The 18831-nt window shown below is 62.8% G+C and carries 17 protein-coding genes; 3 read left to right on the forward strand and 14 right to left on the reverse strand.

The window, feature by feature from the left end; all coding sequences use genetic code 11:
* Window positions 1–91: 91 nt before the first annotated feature.
* From LB536_RS20030 to LB536_RS20045, 4 genes are all read right to left on the reverse strand, one after another.
* Window positions 92–1270 (reverse strand): MFS transporter, encoded by a 1179-nt coding sequence (locus LB536_RS20030; RefSeq protein WP_140810435.1) that lies wholly within the window; start codon window positions 1268–1270, stop codon window positions 92–94.
* A 174-nt stretch (window positions 1271–1444) separates the two neighbouring features.
* Window positions 1445–2821 carry an FAD-containing oxidoreductase gene (locus LB536_RS20035; RefSeq protein WP_224595654.1) on the reverse strand — a complete coding sequence of 459 codons (1377 nt, stop codon included), beginning with the start codon at window positions 2819–2821 and terminating at the stop codon, window positions 1445–1447.
* Window positions 2818–3279: a DUF4126 domain-containing protein gene (locus LB536_RS20040; protein WP_224595656.1), complete on the reverse strand. Its 462-nt coding sequence runs from the start codon at window positions 3277–3279 to the stop codon at window positions 2818–2820. The genes LB536_RS20035 and LB536_RS20040 overlap by 4 nt, the downstream gene beginning before the upstream one ends.
* A gap of 114 nt (window positions 3280–3393) precedes the next feature.
* Complete coding sequence (locus LB536_RS20045) at window positions 3394–4041, reverse strand: glutathione S-transferase family protein (protein ID WP_224595659.1); 648 nt, start codon at window positions 4039–4041, stop codon at window positions 3394–3396.
* Window positions 4042–4282: 241 nt separating this feature from the next.
* On the opposite strand from LB536_RS20045, the gene LB536_RS20050 reads away from it, so the two are divergent.
* Window positions 4283–4840, forward strand: a complete 558-nt coding sequence (locus tag LB536_RS20050) for a sugar O-acetyltransferase (protein ID WP_224595661.1) — start codon at window positions 4283–4285, stop codon at window positions 4838–4840.
* On the opposite strand, the gene LB536_RS20055 is transcribed toward LB536_RS20050, so the two are convergent.
* The gene (locus LB536_RS20055; protein ID WP_224595664.1) at window positions 4827–5855 is read right to left on the reverse strand and encodes a GlxA family transcriptional regulator; all 1029 of its coding nucleotides are present in this window, start codon (window positions 5853–5855) and stop codon (window positions 4827–4829) included. The two genes, LB536_RS20050 and LB536_RS20055, sit on opposite strands and share 14 nt — an antisense overlap.
* A 125-nt stretch (window positions 5856–5980) precedes the next feature.
* Here LB536_RS20055 and LB536_RS20060 point away from each other — a divergent pair, with 125 nt between their 5' ends.
* A complete protein-coding gene (locus LB536_RS20060) occupies window positions 5981–6625 on the forward strand; it encodes a cysteine hydrolase family protein (protein WP_224595667.1) in 645 nt (214 codons plus the stop codon).
* 67 nt (window positions 6626–6692) lie between these two features.
* On the opposite strand, the gene LB536_RS20065 is transcribed toward LB536_RS20060, so the two are convergent.
* From LB536_RS20065 to LB536_RS20105, 9 genes are all read right to left on the reverse strand, one after another.
* The gene (locus LB536_RS20065; protein WP_140758514.1) at window positions 6693–8372 is read right to left on the reverse strand and encodes a formate--tetrahydrofolate ligase; all 1680 of its coding nucleotides are present in this window, start codon (window positions 8370–8372) and stop codon (window positions 6693–6695) included.
* Window positions 8373–8684: 312 nt separating this feature from the next.
* A complete protein-coding gene (locus LB536_RS20070) occupies window positions 8685–9803 on the reverse strand; it encodes a DUF2333 family protein (protein ID WP_224595668.1) in 1119 nt (372 codons plus the stop codon).
* Window positions 9804–9906: 103 nt separating this feature from the next.
* A complete protein-coding gene (locus tag LB536_RS20075; protein ID WP_224595671.1) occupies window positions 9907–11205 on the reverse strand; it encodes a DUF6638 family protein in 1299 nt (432 codons plus the stop codon).
* A 67-nt stretch (window positions 11206–11272) separates the two neighbouring features.
* Window positions 11273–11680, reverse strand: coding sequence for an endonuclease domain-containing protein (locus tag LB536_RS20080; protein WP_224595673.1), 408 nt, complete (start codon window positions 11678–11680; stop codon window positions 11273–11275).
* 69 nt (window positions 11681–11749) lie between these two features.
* Window positions 11750–13660, reverse strand: a complete 1911-nt coding sequence (locus LB536_RS20085) for an AAA family ATPase (protein ID WP_224595675.1) — start codon at window positions 13658–13660, stop codon at window positions 11750–11752.
* 24 nt (window positions 13661–13684) lie between these two features.
* Complete coding sequence (locus LB536_RS20090) at window positions 13685–14827, reverse strand: hypothetical protein (RefSeq protein ID WP_224595677.1); 1143 nt, start codon at window positions 14825–14827, stop codon at window positions 13685–13687.
* A 40-nt stretch (window positions 14828–14867) separates the two neighbouring features.
* Entirely contained in the window at window positions 14868–15956 is a 1089-nt protein-coding gene (locus LB536_RS20095; RefSeq protein WP_140758508.1) for a hypothetical protein, read from the reverse strand.
* A gap of 319 nt (window positions 15957–16275) precedes the next feature.
* On the reverse strand, window positions 16276–16665 hold the full coding sequence (locus LB536_RS20100; protein WP_224595679.1) for a c-type cytochrome: 390 nt from the start codon (window positions 16663–16665) through the stop codon (window positions 16276–16278).
* Window positions 16666–16794: 129 nt separating this feature from the next.
* Entirely contained in the window at window positions 16795–17406 is a 612-nt protein-coding gene (locus LB536_RS20105) for a thymidine kinase (RefSeq protein WP_224595682.1), read from the reverse strand.
* Between the two features lie 403 nt (window positions 17407–17809).
* Between LB536_RS20105 and LB536_RS20110 the strand changes: the two genes are divergently transcribed.
* Window positions 17810–18745 (forward strand): choline ABC transporter substrate-binding protein, encoded by a 936-nt coding sequence (locus LB536_RS20110; RefSeq protein ID WP_140810420.1) that lies wholly within the window; start codon window positions 17810–17812, stop codon window positions 18743–18745.
* The last annotated feature ends 86 nt before the right edge of the window (window positions 18746–18831 follow it).

The raw sequence follows: 18831 nt of genomic DNA on the forward strand, positions 1-18831 counted from the left end.
CGCAATAACAGTCTTTTGCCTTGCTGCAAGTCCCAAAACCGCTGCGCAGCCTCGGGTCAAGCCCGTGGGCATGCTTTTGGGCGACAGGCAGCTACTCGGCGGCAGGCTGGAGAGCGGCGATGGGCGCGCGCCGGTCCAGCGCCTGCGACAGCACCGCTACAGTAACCGCAATCAGGGCGAGCACCGCGCCGACCAGCGGCAAATTGGCATAGGAAATGCCTGATGACAGCGCCACGCCGCCGATCCAGGCGCCGCCGGCATTACCGACATTGAAGGCGCCCTGGTTCAGCGTGGCGGCAAGATTGGGTCCTTCGGAAGCCGCCTCGACGACACGGATTTGCAGCGGCGGCACGACGACGAAGATGAGCAGGCCCCATAGGAAGACGATGCCGATGGCAACGCTGGCGATCGCGCCGAACTGCATGAAGCCGACGAACAGAAGGGCCATCAGCAGCAAGGTGGCGATCACCGTCGGCATCAGTTTCCAGTCGGCCAGCCTGCCGCCGATGATGTTGCCGATGGTCATGCCGGCGCCGAACAGCAAAAGCACCCAGGTAACCGCCGCGGTCGACAGGCCCGACACGTCGGTGAGGTAGGGTTTGATATAGGTGAAGACGGCGAACAGGCTGGCCGAGGTCAGCGCCGCGATCAGCATCGCCAGCCACACCTGCAGCTTGCCGAGCACGCGGACTTCGGCGCGCAGACCGCCGCCGCTCGGCTCCGTGACGTCGGACGGCACCAGCCAGGCGATGGCCGCGACCGAGATCAGGCCGATGCCGACCACGGCGAGGAAAGTGGCCCGCCAGCCGAAGGCTTCGCCGAGTGCCGTGCCGGCGGGAACGCCGAGGATGTTGGCGAGCGTCAGGCCGGCGAACATCAGCGCGATGGCGCTGGCGCGCTTGTTGCGGGGCACCAGGCTTGCGGCGACGACCGAGCCGATGCCGAAAAAGGCGCCGTGGCCGAAAGCGGTGAAGACGCGCGCAGCCATCAGCAGCCAGTAATTGGGCGCGATGGCGCAGAAGAGATTGCCAACGACGAAGAGCGCGGCAAGCCCGACCAGCACGGGCTTGCGCGGCAAATGCGCGGTCGCCATCGCAACGATGGGCGCGCCGAAGACGACGCCCAGTGCGTAGCCGGTGACCAGCAGGCCGGCGGCGGGGATCGTCACGCCGAGATCGGCCGCGACCTCCGGCAGCAGGCCCATGATGACGAATTCGGTAGTGCCGATGCAGAAGGACGCAATGGCAAGCGCAAGGATCGGCAAAGGCATGGGAGGTCCAGGCTGAATCGGTTCAATCTGAAGACTGCGCGAGGATCGCTGCTGGGCGCAACAGACATTGCCGCAATGCAGCAATGCAGAAAGCGTGGAGCGCATTGGAAACGAGCGCCGGGGCGTCCATGGTCCGGCTTGGCGATCTACCAAACGCTGTGAACCGCTCCTGTCTCAGGCCAGCGGCTTCAGTTCCTGGGCTATCGTCGGCAGCAGCTCCGAAACCGTCGGGTGGATGTGCATCGCGCGCGCCAGCGTGTCGACCTGGGCCTTGGCGTACATCAGGTCGAGCACGCAATGCACTGCCTCGTCGCCGCCGGGGCCGAGCACCGAGCAGCCGAGGATTTCCCTGCTGTCGGCATCGACGAGGATCTTCATGAAACCCTGCGTCTCGCCCTTTTCGACGGCGCGGCCGACGCGGGTCATCGGTCGCTGGCCGACCAGGGCGCGACGTCCGGATTTCCTCACCGCGGCCTCGGTCATGCCGCAACGGCCGAGTGGCGGGTCGATGTAGAGCGCGTAGGCCTCGATGCGGTCGCTGACCTTGCGCGGATCATTGTCGAGCAGATTGGCGGCGACGATCTCATAGTCGTTGTAGGAGGTGTGGGTGAAGGCGCCCTTGCCGTTGCAGTCGCCCATCGCCCAGATGCCTGGCATGCTGGTGCGCAACTGGTCGTCGACGACAATCGCGCCGCGTCCGTCGACCTCGACGCCCGCCTTGTCGAGACCGAGATCATCGGTGTTGAGCGTTCGGCCCAGCGCCAGCAGCACATGCGATCCGATCGCGGGCGGCTTGCCGACGGAGAAGGTCACGGCAATATCCCCACCGTGTTTGGCGAAGCCGATGTTGTCGGCGCCGACATGGACCGCGATGCCTTCGTTTTCGAGGATCGACAGGATGGCGGCCGAGACGTCCTCGTCCTCACGGCCGGTCAGGCGCGGGCCCTTTTCGATGACGGTGACTTCCGAGCCGAAGCGGCGGAACATCTGCGCGAATTCGAGCGAGACGTAGCTGCCGCCGACGACGACGAGGTGGCGCGGCAAAACGTCGAGATCCATCATCGAGGAATTGGTCAGATAGTCGATGTCGCGGATGCCGGGCAGATCCGGCACCGAGGCGCGGCCGCCCGTATTGAGGAAGATCTTTTCGGCGGTCAAAAGGTCGTCGCCGACGCGCACCGTATTGGCGGATACGAAGCGTGCATGGCCGCGATAGAGCGTGCAGCCTTTCATACCGGCGATCCATGTCTCCAGATTGCCACGGGCGTCGTTGGTAACCTTGTCCTTGCGCGCTTTGATCCGGGGATAATCGACCCCCACGGGGCCTGGGAGCGTCACGCCATAGTCGGCGGCGCGCCGCGCCAGATGCGCGGCATAGGCGCTGGCGACCATGGCCTTGGTCGGCATGCAGCCGGTGTTGACGCAGGTGCCGCCGACCAGCTTGCGCTCGATCAGCGCCACGCGCATGCCCGCGGCCGTCAGGCGGCCCGCTAAGGGCGGCCCTGCCTGACCAGCGCCGATGATGATGGCGTCGAAGGTTTTCGCAGTCATGCCGTCGCCGCCACGATCAGCAGGCCGCCGACGATCGCCACCGCGTCCTCGATGAAGGCAGCGGGCGGGTCCTTGCCGAAAGCCGCCGCCAGCCGGCCGCGCGCTTCGGCACCACCCAACGTGCCGATGACCGCGCCGATGGCGCCGGCGATCAGGCAGACGATGGTGGCGCCGCCGGCCGCGCCGAGCACCGCGCCAGAGAACGCGCCGAGCAGGATGCGGGCGCCGAACTGCTGCGGCACTTTACGGCTTGGCGTCGACGGCAACTGGTCGGTGACCAATTCGACGATGGCCAGGATGGTGAAGATGCCGACAGCCGCCCAATGGCTCATGAAACTCGCCCAGGTGCCGGCGACCGGCAGCCAGCCGAGATAGGCACCCCAGGCGACGGCGGCAGGTGCCGTCATGGCGCGCAGGCCGGCAATGACGCCGATCAGAAGCGCAAGAATGTAGAGCATGGTCGGCCCCCCTCGATCCCGGGCCGGAACAGCCCCAGACGGCAGGCTACCATAGGCCGGATATTTGGCTAGGCGCGCAGACTCACAAGCGCAGCCACAGTGGATTGAGGCGGGTCACTTGCCTGATGGAGCGTTGATTGCAAATTGCGCGGCGAAAGCCCTGACATAAGCGGGCCGGGCTTCCCCTCGCGCCACATAGGCGGCCAGGTTTTGATATTCGTCCAAAATGCCTGACATTCTCAGTCGCAGCAGCACCGACACCATCAATAAGTCGCCTGCGCTGAACGCATCATCGAGCCAGTCGGCGAAGCCCAGATGAGCCGAGAGCTTGTCCAGCCGGGCGCGAACACGGTCCTTTACCAGCGGCAAACGCGCCTCGCTCCAGGGCTTGTCAGCTTCGAATATCCTTGCCGTGGTCAATTCGAGGATCGGGGGCTCGACGGTGTTCAGTGCGGCAAACATCCATGTGATCGCGCGGGCGCGGGCATTGCGCTCCTTCGGCAGCAGGCCCGCATGCTGTTCAGCAAGATGAAAGACGATCGAGCCGGTCTCGAACAGCGAGAGAGAACCGTCCTCATAGGTGGGGATCTGCCCGAAGGGATGGATGGCCAGATGATCGGGCGCCTTCATCCCCGCGAAGGAAACAAGACGAACCTCATAGGGCTGCCCCACCTCTTCGAGCGCCCAGCGAACGCGGGTATCGCGCGCCAGCCCCTTGCCGCCATCGGGCGATCGTTCAAATGCTGTGATGATGATGGTCATCGGTCGTTTCCCTTCTTGGGCGAATTTCTTCGGCTTCGTATCGAGGACGAATGAGTTACCCGGAAATCGACAGCGGTCTTGAACTTTTTCGTTGCCGGGCGCGGATCGCGAATGCCCGCTTGCGATCAAGGGTCGTGACGGCACGGTGGCCAATTCCGTAAAGCCGCGTATCCTGGTCTATAGGTTCACGTCAGTCCTTGCCTCGGCGCTGTTCGCAATGATGTCAAACGGAGGCACTGCCATGGTTCAGAGCGAACGTGCGAAGATGGCGGCCGGCGAATGGTATAGGTGCCTGGATGACGATCTTGGCGCGTTGCGCGGCTTGGCCGCGGATGCCGTGTTCGAGCACAATACGCTCCCGCCCCGTCAACGCGGGAACCTCGGGCCAGCCCTGCGGACACTGCTGGGCGGCGTGGGCGAGGGGGTCCGCATCGAGGCGCCGTTTCATTGTGCCTACGGTTTCAATCTCTTCCTCGGCGACGGCGTCTTTCTCAATGCCGGCTGTACCATTCTCGACACCGCGCCGGTGCGCATCGGCAAAGGGACGCTGCTTGGCCCCAATGTGCAGATTTATTGCGCCGAACACCACAAGGAGCCGGCAGGGCGGCAGGCGGGACTGGAGATCGCCAGGCCGGTCACGATCGGTGAGAATGCCTGGATCGGCGGCGGCGCGATCATCCTTGGCGGTGTCAGCATCGGCGAAGGCGCCATCGTCGGCGCCGGGACCGTGGTGACGCGCGACGTGGCGGCGAACACGACCGTGGTCGGCAATCCGGCGCGGGTGGTCAGTCGGGGCTGAGCGCGCTTGCTTGCCCAATCGATGCAGCCGGGAGGTGTGGCAGGCGCTCGCCGACATCGGCCCGCCTGGAAAATTCACGCCGATATTGCGCCGGCGACGTTTTCAGTCTGGCGGAGAAGTGCTGGCGCAAAGACGTGGCGCTGCCGAAGCCGGCTTCGAAGGCCACGACATCCATCGATTTCTCGGTCGCTTCCAGCAACCGCTGCGCCAGTTCGACCCGCTGGCTGGTCAGCCAGTCGCCAAAACTGGTGCCAATCGATTTCTGGAAGCGGCGGGTGAAGGTGCGCCGTGTCAGGCCGGCGGCTTCGGCGACGCTGTCGAGGCTGTGCGTTTCGCCAAGCGCCGCGCGAACCGCGTCGAGCGCCTCGGTGAAGCGGTCGGCATTGGCGCTTTTTGCCACCGGGCGCTCGATAAACTGCGCCTGTCCGCCCTGCCGGTGCGGGGAGAGGACGACGTGCCGGGCGAGCCGCAGTGCCGCCTCCGCGCCATAGCGGGCGCGCACGATGTGCAGGCAGCAGTCCAGCCCGGCGGCGACGCCGGCGGAGGTGACGATGTCGCCATCATCGACATAGAGCACGTCCGCGTCGACTGAAATGTCGGGATGAAGGGCCTGCAACCGGTCGGTATAGGCCCAATGCGTGGTCGCCCTCCGTCCAGAGAGCAGGCCGGCGGCGGCGATGGCAAAGGTGCCGAGACACAGGCCCACGATCAGCGCGCCGCGCCGGTGGGCGCGGCCGAGCGCTTCCTCGAGCGGTTTGGCCAGAGGTGCTTCGAGGTCCTTCCAGCTCGGGATGATGACGATATTGGCGTCTTCGAGCGCGGCAAGCCCGTGCGAGACCAGGATGCTCAGCCCGGCATCGGTCCGCATCAGCCCTTCCTCGAACCCGCAGACACGGAAGTCGAAGCGTGGCAGGCCGAGGTTGGTGCGGTCCGCGCCGAACACCAGGCAAGGCACGGAGAGATGGAACGGGCTGATGCCGTCGAAGGCGAGGACGGCGATGATGGGAGCGGTCATGGGGCGTTTCCAGTGTGGATGTGGATTGTCCCAATTCTTTCGGGCGATGTCAATCGGGCCACTGTTGGCGCCTAAGCCACCACGTTATTTTCGGCCCATCGCATTCAAGCCTGAAAGGAAACATCATGTCCGACCCAGCCAACACCGCGCCACGCCGCGCGCTCGTCGTCATCGACGTCCAGAACGACTATGACGGCGGCAACTTGGCCATCCAGCATCCGCCGTTCCGCGACAGCGTCGTCAACGTGGCGCGCGCCATGGATGCCGCCGCCGCTGCCGGCATCAAGGTGGTGGTCGTCAAGCAGATGGCGCCTGAGACCTCGCCGATCTTCGCCAAGGGCAGCCATGGCGGCGAACTGCATCCGGAGATCGCCAAGCGCGGCCGCGACCACTATGTCGAGAAGAATTTGCCGAGCGCCTTCACCGGCACCGATCTGGAGGCCTGGCTGCGCGCCAACGCCGTCGATACGATCGCGGTCGTCGGTTACATGACGCATAATTGCGACCTGTCGACCATCATCCACGCCGTGCATATGGGCTTCGCGGTCGAGTTCCTGTCCGACGCGACCGGTTCGGTGCCTTACGCCAACAGCGCCGGCTACGCCTCGGCCGAGGAGATCCATCGGGTGGTGAGCATAATCCTGCAGTCGCGCTTCGCCGCCGTGCTCAAGACCGCCGAGTGGATCGACTGTCTGAAGACCGGCGCACTGCCGCAACGCGACACGATCCATGCATCCAACCAGCGGGCGCTGGCGCGCAGCGCCGCGTAGGACGATCCGCAAACAGAAAGGGCGCCGCGGAGATGCGGCGCCCTTTCTTGATTGTTGGGACAAAAGATCAGAACAGGCCTTCGATCTGGCCGGCCTCGTTGAGGAAGATCTTCTCCGACGACGGCTTGCTTGGCAGGCCAGGCATGGTCATGACCTCGCCGCAGATGATGACGACAAAGCCCGCGCCGGCCGAAAGCCTGACCTCGCGCACCGGCACGGTGTGGCCGGTCGGCGCGCCGCGCAGGTTCGGGTCGGTCGAGAAGGAATACTGCGTCTTGGCCATGCAGACCGGCAGATTGCCGTAGCCGGCCTGCTCCCAGGCGTGCAACTGGTCGCGCACCGACTTGTCGGCGATCGCTTCGGAGCCGCGATAGATGCGCTGGACGATGGTGTTGATCTTCTCGAACAACGGCATGGCGTCGGGATAGAGCGGCGCGAACTGCGAGGCGCCGGATTCGGCCAGCGCCACCACCTTGTTGGCGAGCTCCTCGATGCCCGCCGAGCCATTGGCCCAGTGCTTGCACAGGATCGCCTCCTCGCCCATCGAGGCGACATAGTCCTTCATCGCCTGGATCTCGGCGTCGGTGTCGGAATAGAAGTGGTTGATGGCAACCACCGCCGGCACGCCGAACTGGCGGATGTTCTCGATGTGGCGGCCGAGATTGGCGCAGCCCTTCTTCACCGCCTCGACGTTTTCCTTGCCGAGGTCTTCCTTCTTGACGCCGCCATTCATTTTCATGGCCCGAACGGTGGCGACGATGACGGCCGCCGCCGGCTTCAGGCCCGCTTTGCGGCACTTGATGTCGAAGAACTTCTCAGCGCCCAGATCAGCGCCGAAGCCGGCTTCGGTGACGACATAGTCGGCGAGCTTCAGCGCCGTCGTGGTGGCGACGACCGAGTTGCAGCCATGCGCGATGTTGGCGAACGGACCGCCATGCACGAAGGCCGGGTTGTTCTCCAGCGTCTGCACCAGGTTGGGCTGCATGGCGTCCTTCAAAAGCACGGCCATGGCGCCATCGGCCTTGAGGTCGCGGGCAAAGACCGGTGTCTTGTCGCGGCGATAGGCGACGATGATGTCGCCGAGGCGCTTTTCCAGGTCCTTCAGGTCGGTGGACAGGCACAGGATCGCCATCACTTCCGAGGCGACGGTGATGTCGAAGCCGGCTTCGCGCGGAAAACCGTTGGCGACGCCGCCGAGCGAGCTGATGATTTCGCGCAACGCCCGGTCGTTCATGTCCATGACGCGGCGCCACACGACGCGGCGGGTGTCGATGCCGAGCTCATTGCCCCAGTAGATGTGGTTGTCGATCAGCGCCGACAGAAGGTTGTGCGCGGTGGTGATGGCGTGGAAGTCGCCGGTGAAGTGGAGGTTCATGTCCTCCATGGGCACCACCTGTGCATAACCGCCGCCGGCAGCACCGCCCTTGACGCCGAAATTCGGGCCGAGCGAAGCTTCGCGAATGCAGACGATCGCCTTCTTGCCGATACGGTTCAGGCCGTCGCCTAGGCCGACGGTGGTGGTGGTCTTGCCTTCGCCGGCCGGGGTCGGGTTGATGGCGGTGACGAGGATCAGCTTGCCGTCCTTGTTACCCTTCACCGACTTGATGAACTCGGCCGAGATCTTGGCCTTGTCGTGACCGTAGGGCAGCAGATGTTCGGTCGGGATGCCGATCTTCTGGCCGATCTCCTGGATCTGCTTTTTCCTGGCGCCACGCGCGATCTCGATGTCGGACTTCACTTCGGCCATGACGGCGTTCCTCTGGATTGGACGGTGGAGGGGACGGGGTTGATCTTACTCGCAAGAAGGCTGGAGCCGGACGCGCGGGGCATCTAACCCTGTCGCTGCGGCGGCGTCAACTTTCATGCAACTATGTTTCCTATAGAGAAAATTCCTCTGCGGCGGCCCGACCTATTCCCGGTTCTTATGGCTTCGCTTGCCGCGCCGTATAGAAGCCAGAGCAGGGACGCTTCCGCCGTCTCAAAACAGCCGCACAATGCACGGAATGCGACAGACGCGACGGCGCAAATTCGCCATCGCATGCGTTGCCACTGAACAGCGCTACTGCGTCAGCACGTTGCTGATTTCGACCATATTGGAGCGCACCCGCAGGATGTAGAAGCCCATCGTCGTCAAATGGGTCGGCAGCAGCCAGCCGTCCTCGCGACCGTTGGCGATGATGAAGGGCTGGATACGCAGGGCCGAGACGAACTGCGCGTCCATCGTGTCCCACAGGCTCTGCAGGTGCTTTTCCTTGATGACGTCCTCGAAATCGGCCTGGGCGCCTTTCATCAGGCCGTAATAGGCATAGAGCTGGCCGTAGGCGAACCAGTAGCGGTCGTCGGCACGGAAATCGAACCAGCCATTGTTGTGGTTCTCGGCGCGCTCCTTGAGGATGGCCGAGGTCGAACCGATGTCACTGGCGATGCGGTCGATATATTGCTTAAGATTGTCCGCGCGCGCATCGAAAGTCGCCTGGCAGGTGGCGAGGCGAGCGTTGAAAGAACGCAGATTGCTCATCGCGCGCCGATACATGCTGGGCGTGGTCGCTGTCATGCCGTTGCGGCTGATATACCAGATGGACTCGTCGTACTGCAGCTGACCACGAGCATCCTGGAGATTGGTATCGATCTGCGACGTGGTGCGCACACGGCCGAGGTTGTCCGCAAGCTCGGTGGCTGTGCGTCGCACCGCCTGATTGATGCCGCGCTGGAACGAAGCCTTGTTGTCCATCCATGGCGTGTTGTCCCAGTCGATGCCGAACAGGCCGAGCTTGTAGAGGACCATCGACGACACCCAGGCATTCTGGTTGACGTTGAAGTCGATCAGGTCGGCCGCCACCTGGGCGATGCCGGAATTGCCGCAGGTCTTTGCCGTGTCGGTGCCGGCGCCGGCGGCGACCTGCTCACCGGCGGAAACGTTGCGCTTCTCGAAAGTATAGGTATCCGGGTAGTTCGGGTTGAACTTGTTCCACCACTGGGTGGCGTAGAAGAAGTTGGCGTAGAGGCCGATGAGCGCCAGGACGGCAAGGCCGACTATCGCCTTGAGGATCCAGCCGCGCTGTGTGTACCACCGGCCGGCCCACATGAAGGGCCACAGGATCACGCCGATCACAAGGCCGATGCCGCGGCCGATCCACTGGAAAATCCGGGTGAAGAAATTCACGATCGGATCGAGCATGGCTGTATCACCCCCTCAACATGATGCCAAAAAGTTGCGGACTTTTTGGATAACATCATGCACCAAAACAACAAGTTAGAACGGAATGGCGGTTCATTTCGTTCTAGTCGGCCAGACCGTAGAGGCGTGTGCGAAACGCCACCTTGTCCTTCAAATATGTGGTTTTCAGAACGTCCACAACATGCGATCGCCAGGCGTCGCTGAAGCCGTCATAGTCCTTGTAGAAGCCGTCCTTGTTGAAGATGTAGCGCGAGACGAAGTCCGACGGCACGAAATCGGAGATCAGCCGGTTGGTCAGCCAGGCGTCGGGATGGTCGGGCCTGGCGCGGACCACCAGAAAGCGCTGCTGCGGGATGACATCGTCGATCTTGAGGTGGCCGAACTGGGCGATCTCGCGCTTGGCGGCATTGAGGAACGGGAAATTCCCGTCCGAGGTGATCAGGTCGGCGTGGCTCTGGATCCAGGTCTGCAGCCAGACCTTGTCGACATCTGTCAAATTGCGGTCCGGCTCGGCGTCGCGGATCAGCGCGCGCACCACCATTTCGGCACGGTGCTCGAGATAGCCAGAGGTCTCGATCCAGGAGGCGCGCGGGAGTTCGATGCGGCCGGTGGCGGCCAGGAATTTAAACACCTTGTCGGCGTCCTTGATCGAGATATAGCTCACCTGCCAGGGCCGCGAGCGGCGGAAGCCGGGGGCGGCCGGATCGCTGATCACCGTCGTCATGTCGGGATCGACGAACACGTAGAGGCCGCCGAAATGGCTGGTCCAGTAGGCGTTGTGGCGGAAGATCACCTGGTCCGGCACCAGCGCGTTCTCGCGGATATCGCCGCAGACCTTGGCGAGCTCGACCATGCGGGTCAGCATGGCATTGTCGCGCCAGGCGTCGGGCTCCTGCTTCAGCCGGTCGACGAGCTTGCCGAGTTCGGCAGCCTTGCCCAGCACGTCCTCCGCCGACAGCACCTTGAACTCGACCTGGTTGATCGACAGCAGATCCTCGATGTCGTTGACCTTGGGAACGGAATCCTCGATCTCGCCGTAGATGACGTCCTTGATGGTCAGCGCGTCGATGGCGCGCTGGTTCCTGGACATGAACTCGAACATCAACTGCGAGGTGTTGGAGAAGGCGGTGTGCACCACCGGCAGGTCGATCTGCGAGGGCGTCAGGATGATGAAACGGCGGTTGACCTCATTGGGATCGAGATAGTCATAGTCGCCACACTCCTCGGCCACTTCGGGCGAAAAGCCGGTGCGGTCGATCTGGAAGCTCTTCAGCTTGGTGGGCTCGAGGCCGAAAGCGGCCAGCGCCTTGTTGTAGCGCTGGATGAGATGCGCCTCGTCGACGGTGAGCAAACGGCCGTAGATGAGTTCGTTGTCGCGAAGGAGGTCGGGTTTTTTGCTCATCTTGCCTTCTCCCCGTTCACGGGGAGAAGGTGCCCGAAGGGCGGATGAGGGGCGGCGCAAACGCTCATCATCTCGTCTCCGAGGTCGAGGGCAGAAACGTCACGTCGGTGCCAATCATCTTCTTGTGCAGCCGACCATCGAGTGCCGCAACGATCGTATCCAGTACGCTCCTACGGCCTGTCAAAACATCAGTGTGCCAAACCCTTAATACCGACCAACCATTCCTGTTCATCGTCTCATCCCTGTATCGATCCGAGGATCGATTTGCATGCTGGCTTCCATCGACTTCCACAACGAGGTTGGCTTCGCGGCAGGCGAAGTCGGCAAAATATGGACCGATCGGCAGTTGGCGAATGAATTTGTGGCCGTTCAATCTTCGCCCACGCAGTTCATGCCACAGTTTTTCCTCGGCATCATTGTCGACTTTTCGAAGCTCGCGGGCTCTTGCCACCTTGGGCTCGTTTCCACCACGCATGGCGCTGCCCCTCATCCGCCCTTCGGGCACCTTCTCCCCGTGAACGGGGAGAAGGAAAAAGAGCGCCCCTCACGCATTCCACAGACCTTTCTTCTTCATCTCCTCCATCTCACGCGCAGCGCGTTCGCGCAGCCTTGCGTCACGCAGCAGCTTTTCGACCGCGGCGTCGTCGGACTTGTCGGAATAGCGGAACTCGCTGTCTGCGTAACGGTTGATCTCCTGCATGACCATGTCCATCGAGAACGGGCCGCGCAGTTCCTCGATCATCGCTTTCTTGTCGTCGTAGCTCTTGTGCATGAAGGCTTCCGGCTTTTCGAACCAGTCGTCGGGAAGCTCGATGTCCATGGCGCGCATCTTGATGGCGTCGGTGACGTTCTTGATGGCGCGGCCGGTGAAGCGCGGTTCGGCGTCCTTGATCAGGTGCAGGTAGGTGCCGATGTCGGCCATGGTCCTGGGCGCGCCGTTTTCCTTCATGTAGCGCTCATAGACACGCATCAGCCCGTCCTCCTGCGGCTCTTCGTGCGCCTCATAGGCTTCGGTCACGGCGCGCTGGATTTCCTGCGCGGCGTAGAGCTCGTGCTTGCCCAGAGGGATCTCGTGGTTCTTGCCGGCGAGCAGCACGAAGATGTCGATATAGTCGTCACGCGTCTGCGGCCCGTCGACCAGCCAGCGGGCGCCGGCGCGCTGGCGCAGCGCGTCGTCGACATTCTCGGGATAATTGGAAAACATGCCGAACGAGCAATTGCCGCGCACCACGGTGGCGGCACCGGCGAAGGCATCCATCAGCACGCCGGTGATCTCCTGCTGGCCCGCCGAGGCGCGGTCGTCGGAGCGTCTAGCGGCCACCTGGTCGATGTCGTCGATGGTGCCGAAGCCGATGACGCGCGGGTTCAAGACATTGTTGATGAACTGGCGGCAGTTCTGGCCCGACTTGCCCTGGTAGGAGGAAATCTGGTCGACGCCGAAATTCTCATAGGCGAAGGGATAGCCGGCGACCTGGCAATAGCCGTTGACGAGACCGGCGATCATCTGGATCAGCGTCGTCTTGCCAGTGCCGGGCGCGCCGTCGCCGATGAAGGTGAACAGGAAGCCGCCAAGCTCGACGAACGGGTTCAGCTCGCGCTCGAAATCATAGGCCATCAGCATCTTGGCGAGCTTGACCGACTGGTATTTGGCGATGTGGTTGCCGACGACCTCTTCCGGCGTCTTGAAGGTCATCACCAGCGGCTTGGAGCGCTTGCCTGGTGCGACATCGAAGCCGTCGAGGGTGAAGTCGTCGGCGTCGATGCGGATATGGGCGTTCTCGAACGGGCCGATGCCGTCGAAGCGGGCTTTTCGCGCTAGGAGGCCGTCGATGGCGACGCGGGCGAAGGCGCGCGCACGGGTCATCAGATCGGTATCGTCTGTCGAGCCCGATATCGCCTTGTCGAGGCCGGCCAGGATCGATTTCACCGCATCCTGGGGTGTGTCGAAGAGGAAGTCCGGCTCGGGGATGTCGTTCGGCGCCTCGCCGTCGCTGTCGATGAGTTGGAACAGATAGGAGGCAAGGCTGAAGGCCGAGATATAGGCCGAGGCCGACAGGAGCTTCTTGAAAGTCGCGGCGTCATCGCCTTCGAGCGGCGCGCGCACATTCCGCGCTTGCAGGCTTTCGAGGTCGGAGCCCTCGGCGAATATGTCGGATATGGCAAGCGCAATGGCCGCGCCGCGCCGGGCGCGGAAAAGCAGCGTGTGTTGCGGGATGGAGAGCAACTGGTCGTCGGGATGGACGGCGCCGACGGTCTTCGACAGCTCGACCTCACGGGTGCGGCGCACCGAGCCGACCGAGACGGTGGAGACGAAGCGCCGGTTGGTGCCGGCAAGCGCCGTGCCGGATTCGCGCGAGGGATCCTCCAGCACCACGATACGGGTGATGAAGCTCTGCGCGGTGGCACGGTGCTTTTCGATAGCCGCTTCCGGGATGGTGGTCAGGCCAGTGTCCATGAAGGGTGCTCCGTGGTGTGGCGGTCAGACATCCGATATCACCTGCCCATTCGACAGGATGTGAACCTTGTAGCCGGCAAAGATCTTTTGCGCTTCCCCGGCTGCGTAGAGCGCCTGGTAGGCTTCGTGCGGGATCAGCGCGTGGTTTTCGTAGCTCGACACGCCCTGGCGCGCGGCCTCGAGATCATCGGTGTTGATGAAGAATTCCTCGGACGACGGTTCGCTCGACCACAGGCCCTTGCGGCCTGGCTTCTCCCCTTTCGAGTAAACCTCTTGAATGGTCCAGGTCAGCAGCCAGGCATTGTCGGGCTTGCGCACCTTGGCCAGCACCTCGGCGACGACGGAATTGTTTTCGGTGACGCCGGCCGAGTAGAAAGGACCGAGCACCACGCGCCTCAGCTGCTTTGGATGCAGGTCGGGGAAATCCTTGTCGAGGTTGACGGCAATCGTTGCCGGCGACAGCGTATAGGCCGAGTTCTTCTCGGTGAAATCATCGAAGCGGTGGGCCAGCTCCGGATTGAGCAGTCCGTCGACAGGCAAGGGAACATCGACCTTGTCGTTGAGCTTGTCCTTGTCGACGAGCTGGCTGACCATGCTTGCCGAGGAATCCTCCACCGTCACCATGTAGACCAGCGGCAGGTTGGCGCTGCCGTCGAAGGTCGCCCAGTGGACCAGATAATAGGGCCGCGCCGTCTTCGGATTGACCGACACCTTGGCAGTCTGCGCCAGCGTGAACGGACCGAAGGTCTGCTCGCTCTTGACGTCCTCGAGATAGAGCCGCTCGGCCATCGATTTCTGCAGCGCCTCGGGAAACTGCTTGTGGCGCAGGATGAAGTCGGCCATCTCCTCGCGCAGTTCGCCGGCCTGGGGAATGTTGGCGAGCCGCGCGTCGGCCTGGCGGCGGTCGTTTTCCAGTTCGAGCAGGTTCTGGAACACCGGGTAGCCGCTGTCGGCGCGCGAAATGCGGAACGTGTCCATGAAGCCCAGCCGGTTGCGCCAGCAGGAGAAGGACTTGTCGAGTCGGGCGATGTATTCGGCAACGATCTTGGCGACGATGCCGTGTCGGTAAAGCGGCGAGCGGTCGTCGCGCATGAACACTTCAAGGCCGCCGAGCGCGGCCGTGATTGCCGAGAAATACCGTGCCGCCGCGTCGTTTTCGGGGGTCATGCTTTCAGCTCTGCTATTGTCGCACCGGTGCGCGCGGCAATTACGACTGCACGTAGTTGGCCGAATTGTGCTTCTTCAGCACCTCGTCGAAGCGGCGGGCGAAGGCGTCGTCGGCGAGCTTCTTGCGGCGCTGGATGTCGGCGCTGGCCACCATGTTCTTCTCGTGCATCTCCAAGAGGTCGCCGATGTGCTTTTGCGAGGCGGCGCCGATGCCGGCCATGGTTTCCTCGGCCGTGTTGTCGACCTGGCTGCCCAGCGTGTTGATCTTGTGGGCGACGTCCTGCTGCGCGGCGGTCTTCAAGGAATCTTCCAAAGCCTTGTAAAGCACGATACGCTGTTCGGTATCGATGGTCAGCTTGTTGATCAGCGTCGACTGCGCGGCGATCTGGTTGTTGAGCGAATCGACGAAGGTCTGGAACATCGAGGTGTAGCGCTCGAGCGTCTGGCTTTCGGCCAGCAGCTCCTGCTCCTTGGCCTGCTTTTCATTGTATTCGGTGGCAAGCTTGGAGCGCTCGCCCTCGAGCTGCGTGCGGTCCTTCTGGCTGGTCGAGGCGGCGATCCTGTTTTCGATGTCGAGCAGCATCGGATTGAGCTCCTCGATGCGCTTCTGCACGGTTTCGAGGTTCGTCATGGTGGTCTTGCGGCGTTCGATAACCTGCGACAGGCTGGCCTCGGAGGTCTTGTAGCGCTGGTCGAGAACTTCCCTCTGCGCCTTCAATATGCCGACGATGGTGTCGGACTTGGCCAGCAGTTCCTGCAGGTTGCCGGCGAGCGACATGTTGCGCACACGGTCGGTGCGCATGCGCTGCTTGCGCTGCGCCGAAAAGACGCCGACGAAGTTTTCCCAGCCGGTGTAGTTCTTCATGCTCTCGAACTCGGCGCCGAAGACATTGGTGGCGTCCTCGAGCCCGATGATCAGGTCGGCGATGTTGCCTTCCATCACCTTCTGCTGCTTCAGCACATCCTCGATGCGGGCGTTCTCGATGTCGAAATTGGCGTCGCCGATCTTCTTGTCGGCGGTTGCGAGCGTGTCGAGCACGGTGCCGGACTGCTCGATCTTGGTGCGCATGTCCTGGACGACCTGCCTGGTCCTGGCAATTTCGGCATCGAAATTCTGCAATGTCGCCATAGGGCCCTCCCGCTTCGGCTTCCGCTCGCTGGTTGCGAACAGCGGCGAATATATGTGGGGTACCAGGGGATTGAAAGACGTGAAGACAGTGCGCGTCGCGAAAACAAATATCCGGCCGAACCCTTGAAAGGCAATGGAGCCGTGGTCATGGCGCGATCAATTGGCCGGCCAAGCCTGGTTCAACTGATTTTGAACTTTCATGCCGGCAAAGCAATCAGTCGACGCCGAGGCGGATGGCTCCGAAAACTCGACAACAACTGATCCTTGCCGCCCCACAGGCGGGCGCAAGCCGGTCCGCCGCACTCCGGACGGCGTCTGCTCAGGGCTTGGGATCGGCCTTCAGATACGCAATGACATTGGCGATGTCGTCGTCATTGCCCAGGCCGCTGAAGGCCATCCTGTTGCCCGGCACTTTCAGCTTGGGCGATCTGAGGTATTCGGCAAGATTTGCCTCGTCCCAGACGAGACCGGCAGCACCCGCGCTCTTCATGGCATCCGAATAATGGCCGAGGAAGCTTTCGGCGGTTCCCGCGGTGCGGCCGATGACGCCCATCAGATGCGGGCCGACCTTGTCGCGGTCCGTCGCCGCCTCATGGCAGGCCATGCACCGGTTGAAAACATGTTTGCCCAGCACAGGATCGCCACCGGCCCGGGCGGCAACGGAAGTAGCAAGCAAAACAAGGCTGGTGGACAAGACGGCTCGAAGCATGGCTGACCCCGGAGAGTTCTGGCTGAGGGCGGGAAAATAGGGCGCCGACCTTAACAAAGGCAACATGGAACGGCGCGACTGCAAGAGGTGACAGCCGGCTGCTCCGCCGACGTTCAGCGGGCCTTCGTTTCAGCCGCCGACAAAGCCGATGAAGTCGTCGGGTGTCGCGCGGCCCATCTCCTCTTCCCAGTGGCGGCGGCAGAGCGAGACATAGACGTCCTTGCCGATCGCCACCTGTTCGCCCTGGCGGGCCACCTTGCCGTCGGGGCCGAGGCGCACGACCATCGTCGCCTTGCGGCCGCAGCGGCAGATGGTGCGCACTTCGCGCAGATCGTCGGCGATCGCCAGCAGCGCGCGCGAGCCGGGAAACAGCTTGCCCTGGAAATCGGTGCGCAGGCCGTAGCACATGACAGGGATGTTGAGCCGGTCGGCGATGCGGGCAAGCTGCCATACCTGTTCCTCCTCCAGGAACTGCGCCTCGTCGACGAAGATGCAATGCACCGCCGTGTGCTGGTGATGCTCGGCGACGCGGGCGAACAGGTCGTCGCCATCGCGGAACATCTCGGCTTCCGTCTCAAGTCCGATGCGCGACGAAATCAGGCCGGTGTCGCCCTTGCGGTAATGGCCGGCGACGAACAGCATGGTCGTCATGCCGCGCTCGCGGTAATTGTATGACGCCTGCAACAGCATGGTCGTCTTGCCGGCATTCATCGTCGCGTAGTGGAAGTAAAGCTTGGCCATGCCGCCCTTTAAGGTCTGTTCATATTCAGGTGAGGCCGGCCTGCAAAAGGCGGTTCCTGCGCTTCCGGTGCTCGCGTACTCAAAGTACGCTCCGCTCCGGTTCTCGGTGCCCACCATTTTCGGCACGGCCTGACCTGAATCTAAACTGACCTTAAGCCGACTTGCCGCCGCGCGGGGAGGGGCCGCCGCCGCATTCCCCTGAAAAAGCCGCCGTTGCAGAGGCGGATTGCGCTTGGGTTTGGCACGGAAAGCGTCAGCGGTGTCGCTGATTGGCCAGCCTGCGCCGTTGATCGTGATTGTCTTAGTGCTTGAAACCACTCCAGAATGGTGTTTGGCTGACGAAACAAGGCGGACACAAGACCGTAACTTCGCTTCGCCAAAGAATCGAAATGGGAGAATACAGATGTCGCGTATGAATTCCTTCGTCGCCGGCCTAGGCTTGGCGGCTTTCCTGTCTACGAGTGCCGCCTTCGCCGGCGATCCGGCAAGCTGCAAGGCGGTGCGTCTTTCCGATGTCGGCTGGACCGACATCCAGGCCACCACCGGGCTCGCCTCCGTGCTGCTCACCGCGCTCGGCTACGAGCCGCAGGTGATCCAGCTGTCGGTTCCGGTGACCTATGCGTCGCTGAAGAACAAGGACCTCGACGTTTTCCTCGGCAACTGGATGCCGTCGATGACCAATGACATCAAGGATTACACGGCCGACGGTTCGGTCGAGACCGTCAGCCAGAACCTGGCCGGCGCCGGTTACGGCATCGTCGTGCCGACCTATGTGGCGGATGCCGGCGTCAAGTCGCTGACCGACCTCGGCAAGTTCAAGGACAAGTTCAACGGCAAGATCTACGGCATCGAGGCCGGCAATGACGGCAATCGCATCATCCTCGACATGATCAAGAACCCGAAGGACAATCTCGACGGGTTCGAACTGGTCGAATCCTCGGAGGCCGGCATGCTGACGCAGGCCGAGCAGTCGATGAAGAACAATGAGTGGATCGCCTTCCTCGGCTGGACGCCGCATCCGGTGATGGGCGCCATGAAGATCACCTATCTCGACGGCATGGGCGATAGCGGTTTCGGCGCGGCCACCGTCTCGACCAATGTACGCAAGGGCTACATGACCGAGTGCCCGAACGCCGGCAAGTTCATCGCCAACCTGAAGTTCAATCTGGATATGGAAGGCCAGATGATGGACGCCATCCTGAAGGGCAGCGATGCCAATAAGGTGGCAACCGACTGGCTGAAGAAAAATCCGGACGCGGTCAAGCCCTGGATCGCCGGCGTGACCACCTTCGACGGCGGCGACGCGGCGGCGGCGGTCAAGACCGCGCTCGGGAGCTGAGCCGACTTTGATTTCGGCGTGACCGAAATAGAAGGGCAGCCGCTGGAAAAGGCTGCCCTTTTCCATATCCTGTGACAAGATGACGT

Origin of the sequence: Mesorhizobium sp. ES1-3 (assembly GCF_020164795.1) — a bacterium.
GTDB lineage: Bacteria > Pseudomonadota > Alphaproteobacteria > Rhizobiales > Rhizobiaceae > Mesorhizobium.

Bases quoted from the DNA above. Each gene is read 5' to 3' on its own strand.
- LB536_RS20075 (WP_224595671.1), bottom strand. From the start codon at position 11,205: ATGAGCAAAAAACCCGACCTCCTTCGCGACAACGAACTCATCTACGGC.
- LB536_RS20080 (WP_224595673.1), bottom strand. From the start codon at position 11,680: ATGCGTGGTGGAAACGAGCCCAAGGTGGCAAGAGCCCGCGAGCTTCGA.
- LB536_RS20100 (WP_224595679.1), bottom strand. From the start codon at position 16,665: ATGCTTCGAGCCGTCTTGTCCACCAGCCTTGTTTTGCTTGCTACTTCC.
- LB536_RS20050 (WP_224595661.1), top strand. From the start codon at position 4,283: ATGGTTCAGAGCGAACGTGCGAAGATGGCGGCCGGCGAATGGTATAGG.
- LB536_RS20105 (WP_224595682.1), bottom strand. From the start codon at position 17,406: ATGGCCAAGCTTTACTTCCACTACGCGACGATGAATGCCGGCAAGACG.
- LB536_RS20040 (WP_224595656.1), bottom strand. From the start codon at position 3,279: ATGCTCTACATTCTTGCGCTTCTGATCGGCGTCATTGCCGGCCTGCGC.
- LB536_RS20095 (WP_140758508.1), bottom strand. From the start codon at position 15,956: ATGGCGACATTGCAGAATTTCGATGCCGAAATTGCCAGGACCAGGCAG.
- LB536_RS20090 (WP_224595677.1), bottom strand. From the start codon at position 14,827: ATGACCCCCGAAAACGACGCGGCGGCACGGTATTTCTCGGCAATCACG.
- LB536_RS20045 (WP_224595659.1), bottom strand. From the start codon at position 4,041: ATGACCATCATCATCACAGCATTTGAACGATCGCCCGATGGCGGCAAG.
- LB536_RS20070 (WP_224595668.1), bottom strand. From the start codon at position 9,803: ATGCTCGATCCGATCGTGAATTTCTTCACCCGGATTTTCCAGTGGATC.
- LB536_RS20085 (WP_224595675.1), bottom strand. From the start codon at position 13,660: ATGGACACTGGCCTGACCACCATCCCGGAAGCGGCTATCGAAAAGCAC.
- LB536_RS20035 (WP_224595654.1), bottom strand. From the start codon at position 2,821: ATGACTGCGAAAACCTTCGACGCCATCATCATCGGCGCTGGTCAGGCA.
- LB536_RS20030 (WP_140810435.1), bottom strand. From the start codon at position 1,270: ATGCCTTTGCCGATCCTTGCGCTTGCCATTGCGTCCTTCTGCATCGGC.
- LB536_RS20060 (WP_224595667.1), top strand. From the start codon at position 5,981: ATGTCCGACCCAGCCAACACCGCGCCACGCCGCGCGCTCGTCGTCATC.
- LB536_RS20055 (WP_224595664.1), bottom strand. From the start codon at position 5,855: ATGACCGCTCCCATCATCGCCGTCCTCGCCTTCGACGGCATCAGCCCG.
- LB536_RS20110 (WP_140810420.1), top strand. From the start codon at position 17,810: ATGTCGCGTATGAATTCCTTCGTCGCCGGCCTAGGCTTGGCGGCTTTC.
- LB536_RS20065 (WP_140758514.1), bottom strand. From the start codon at position 8,372: ATGGCCGAAGTGAAGTCCGACATCGAGATCGCGCGTGGCGCCAGGAAA.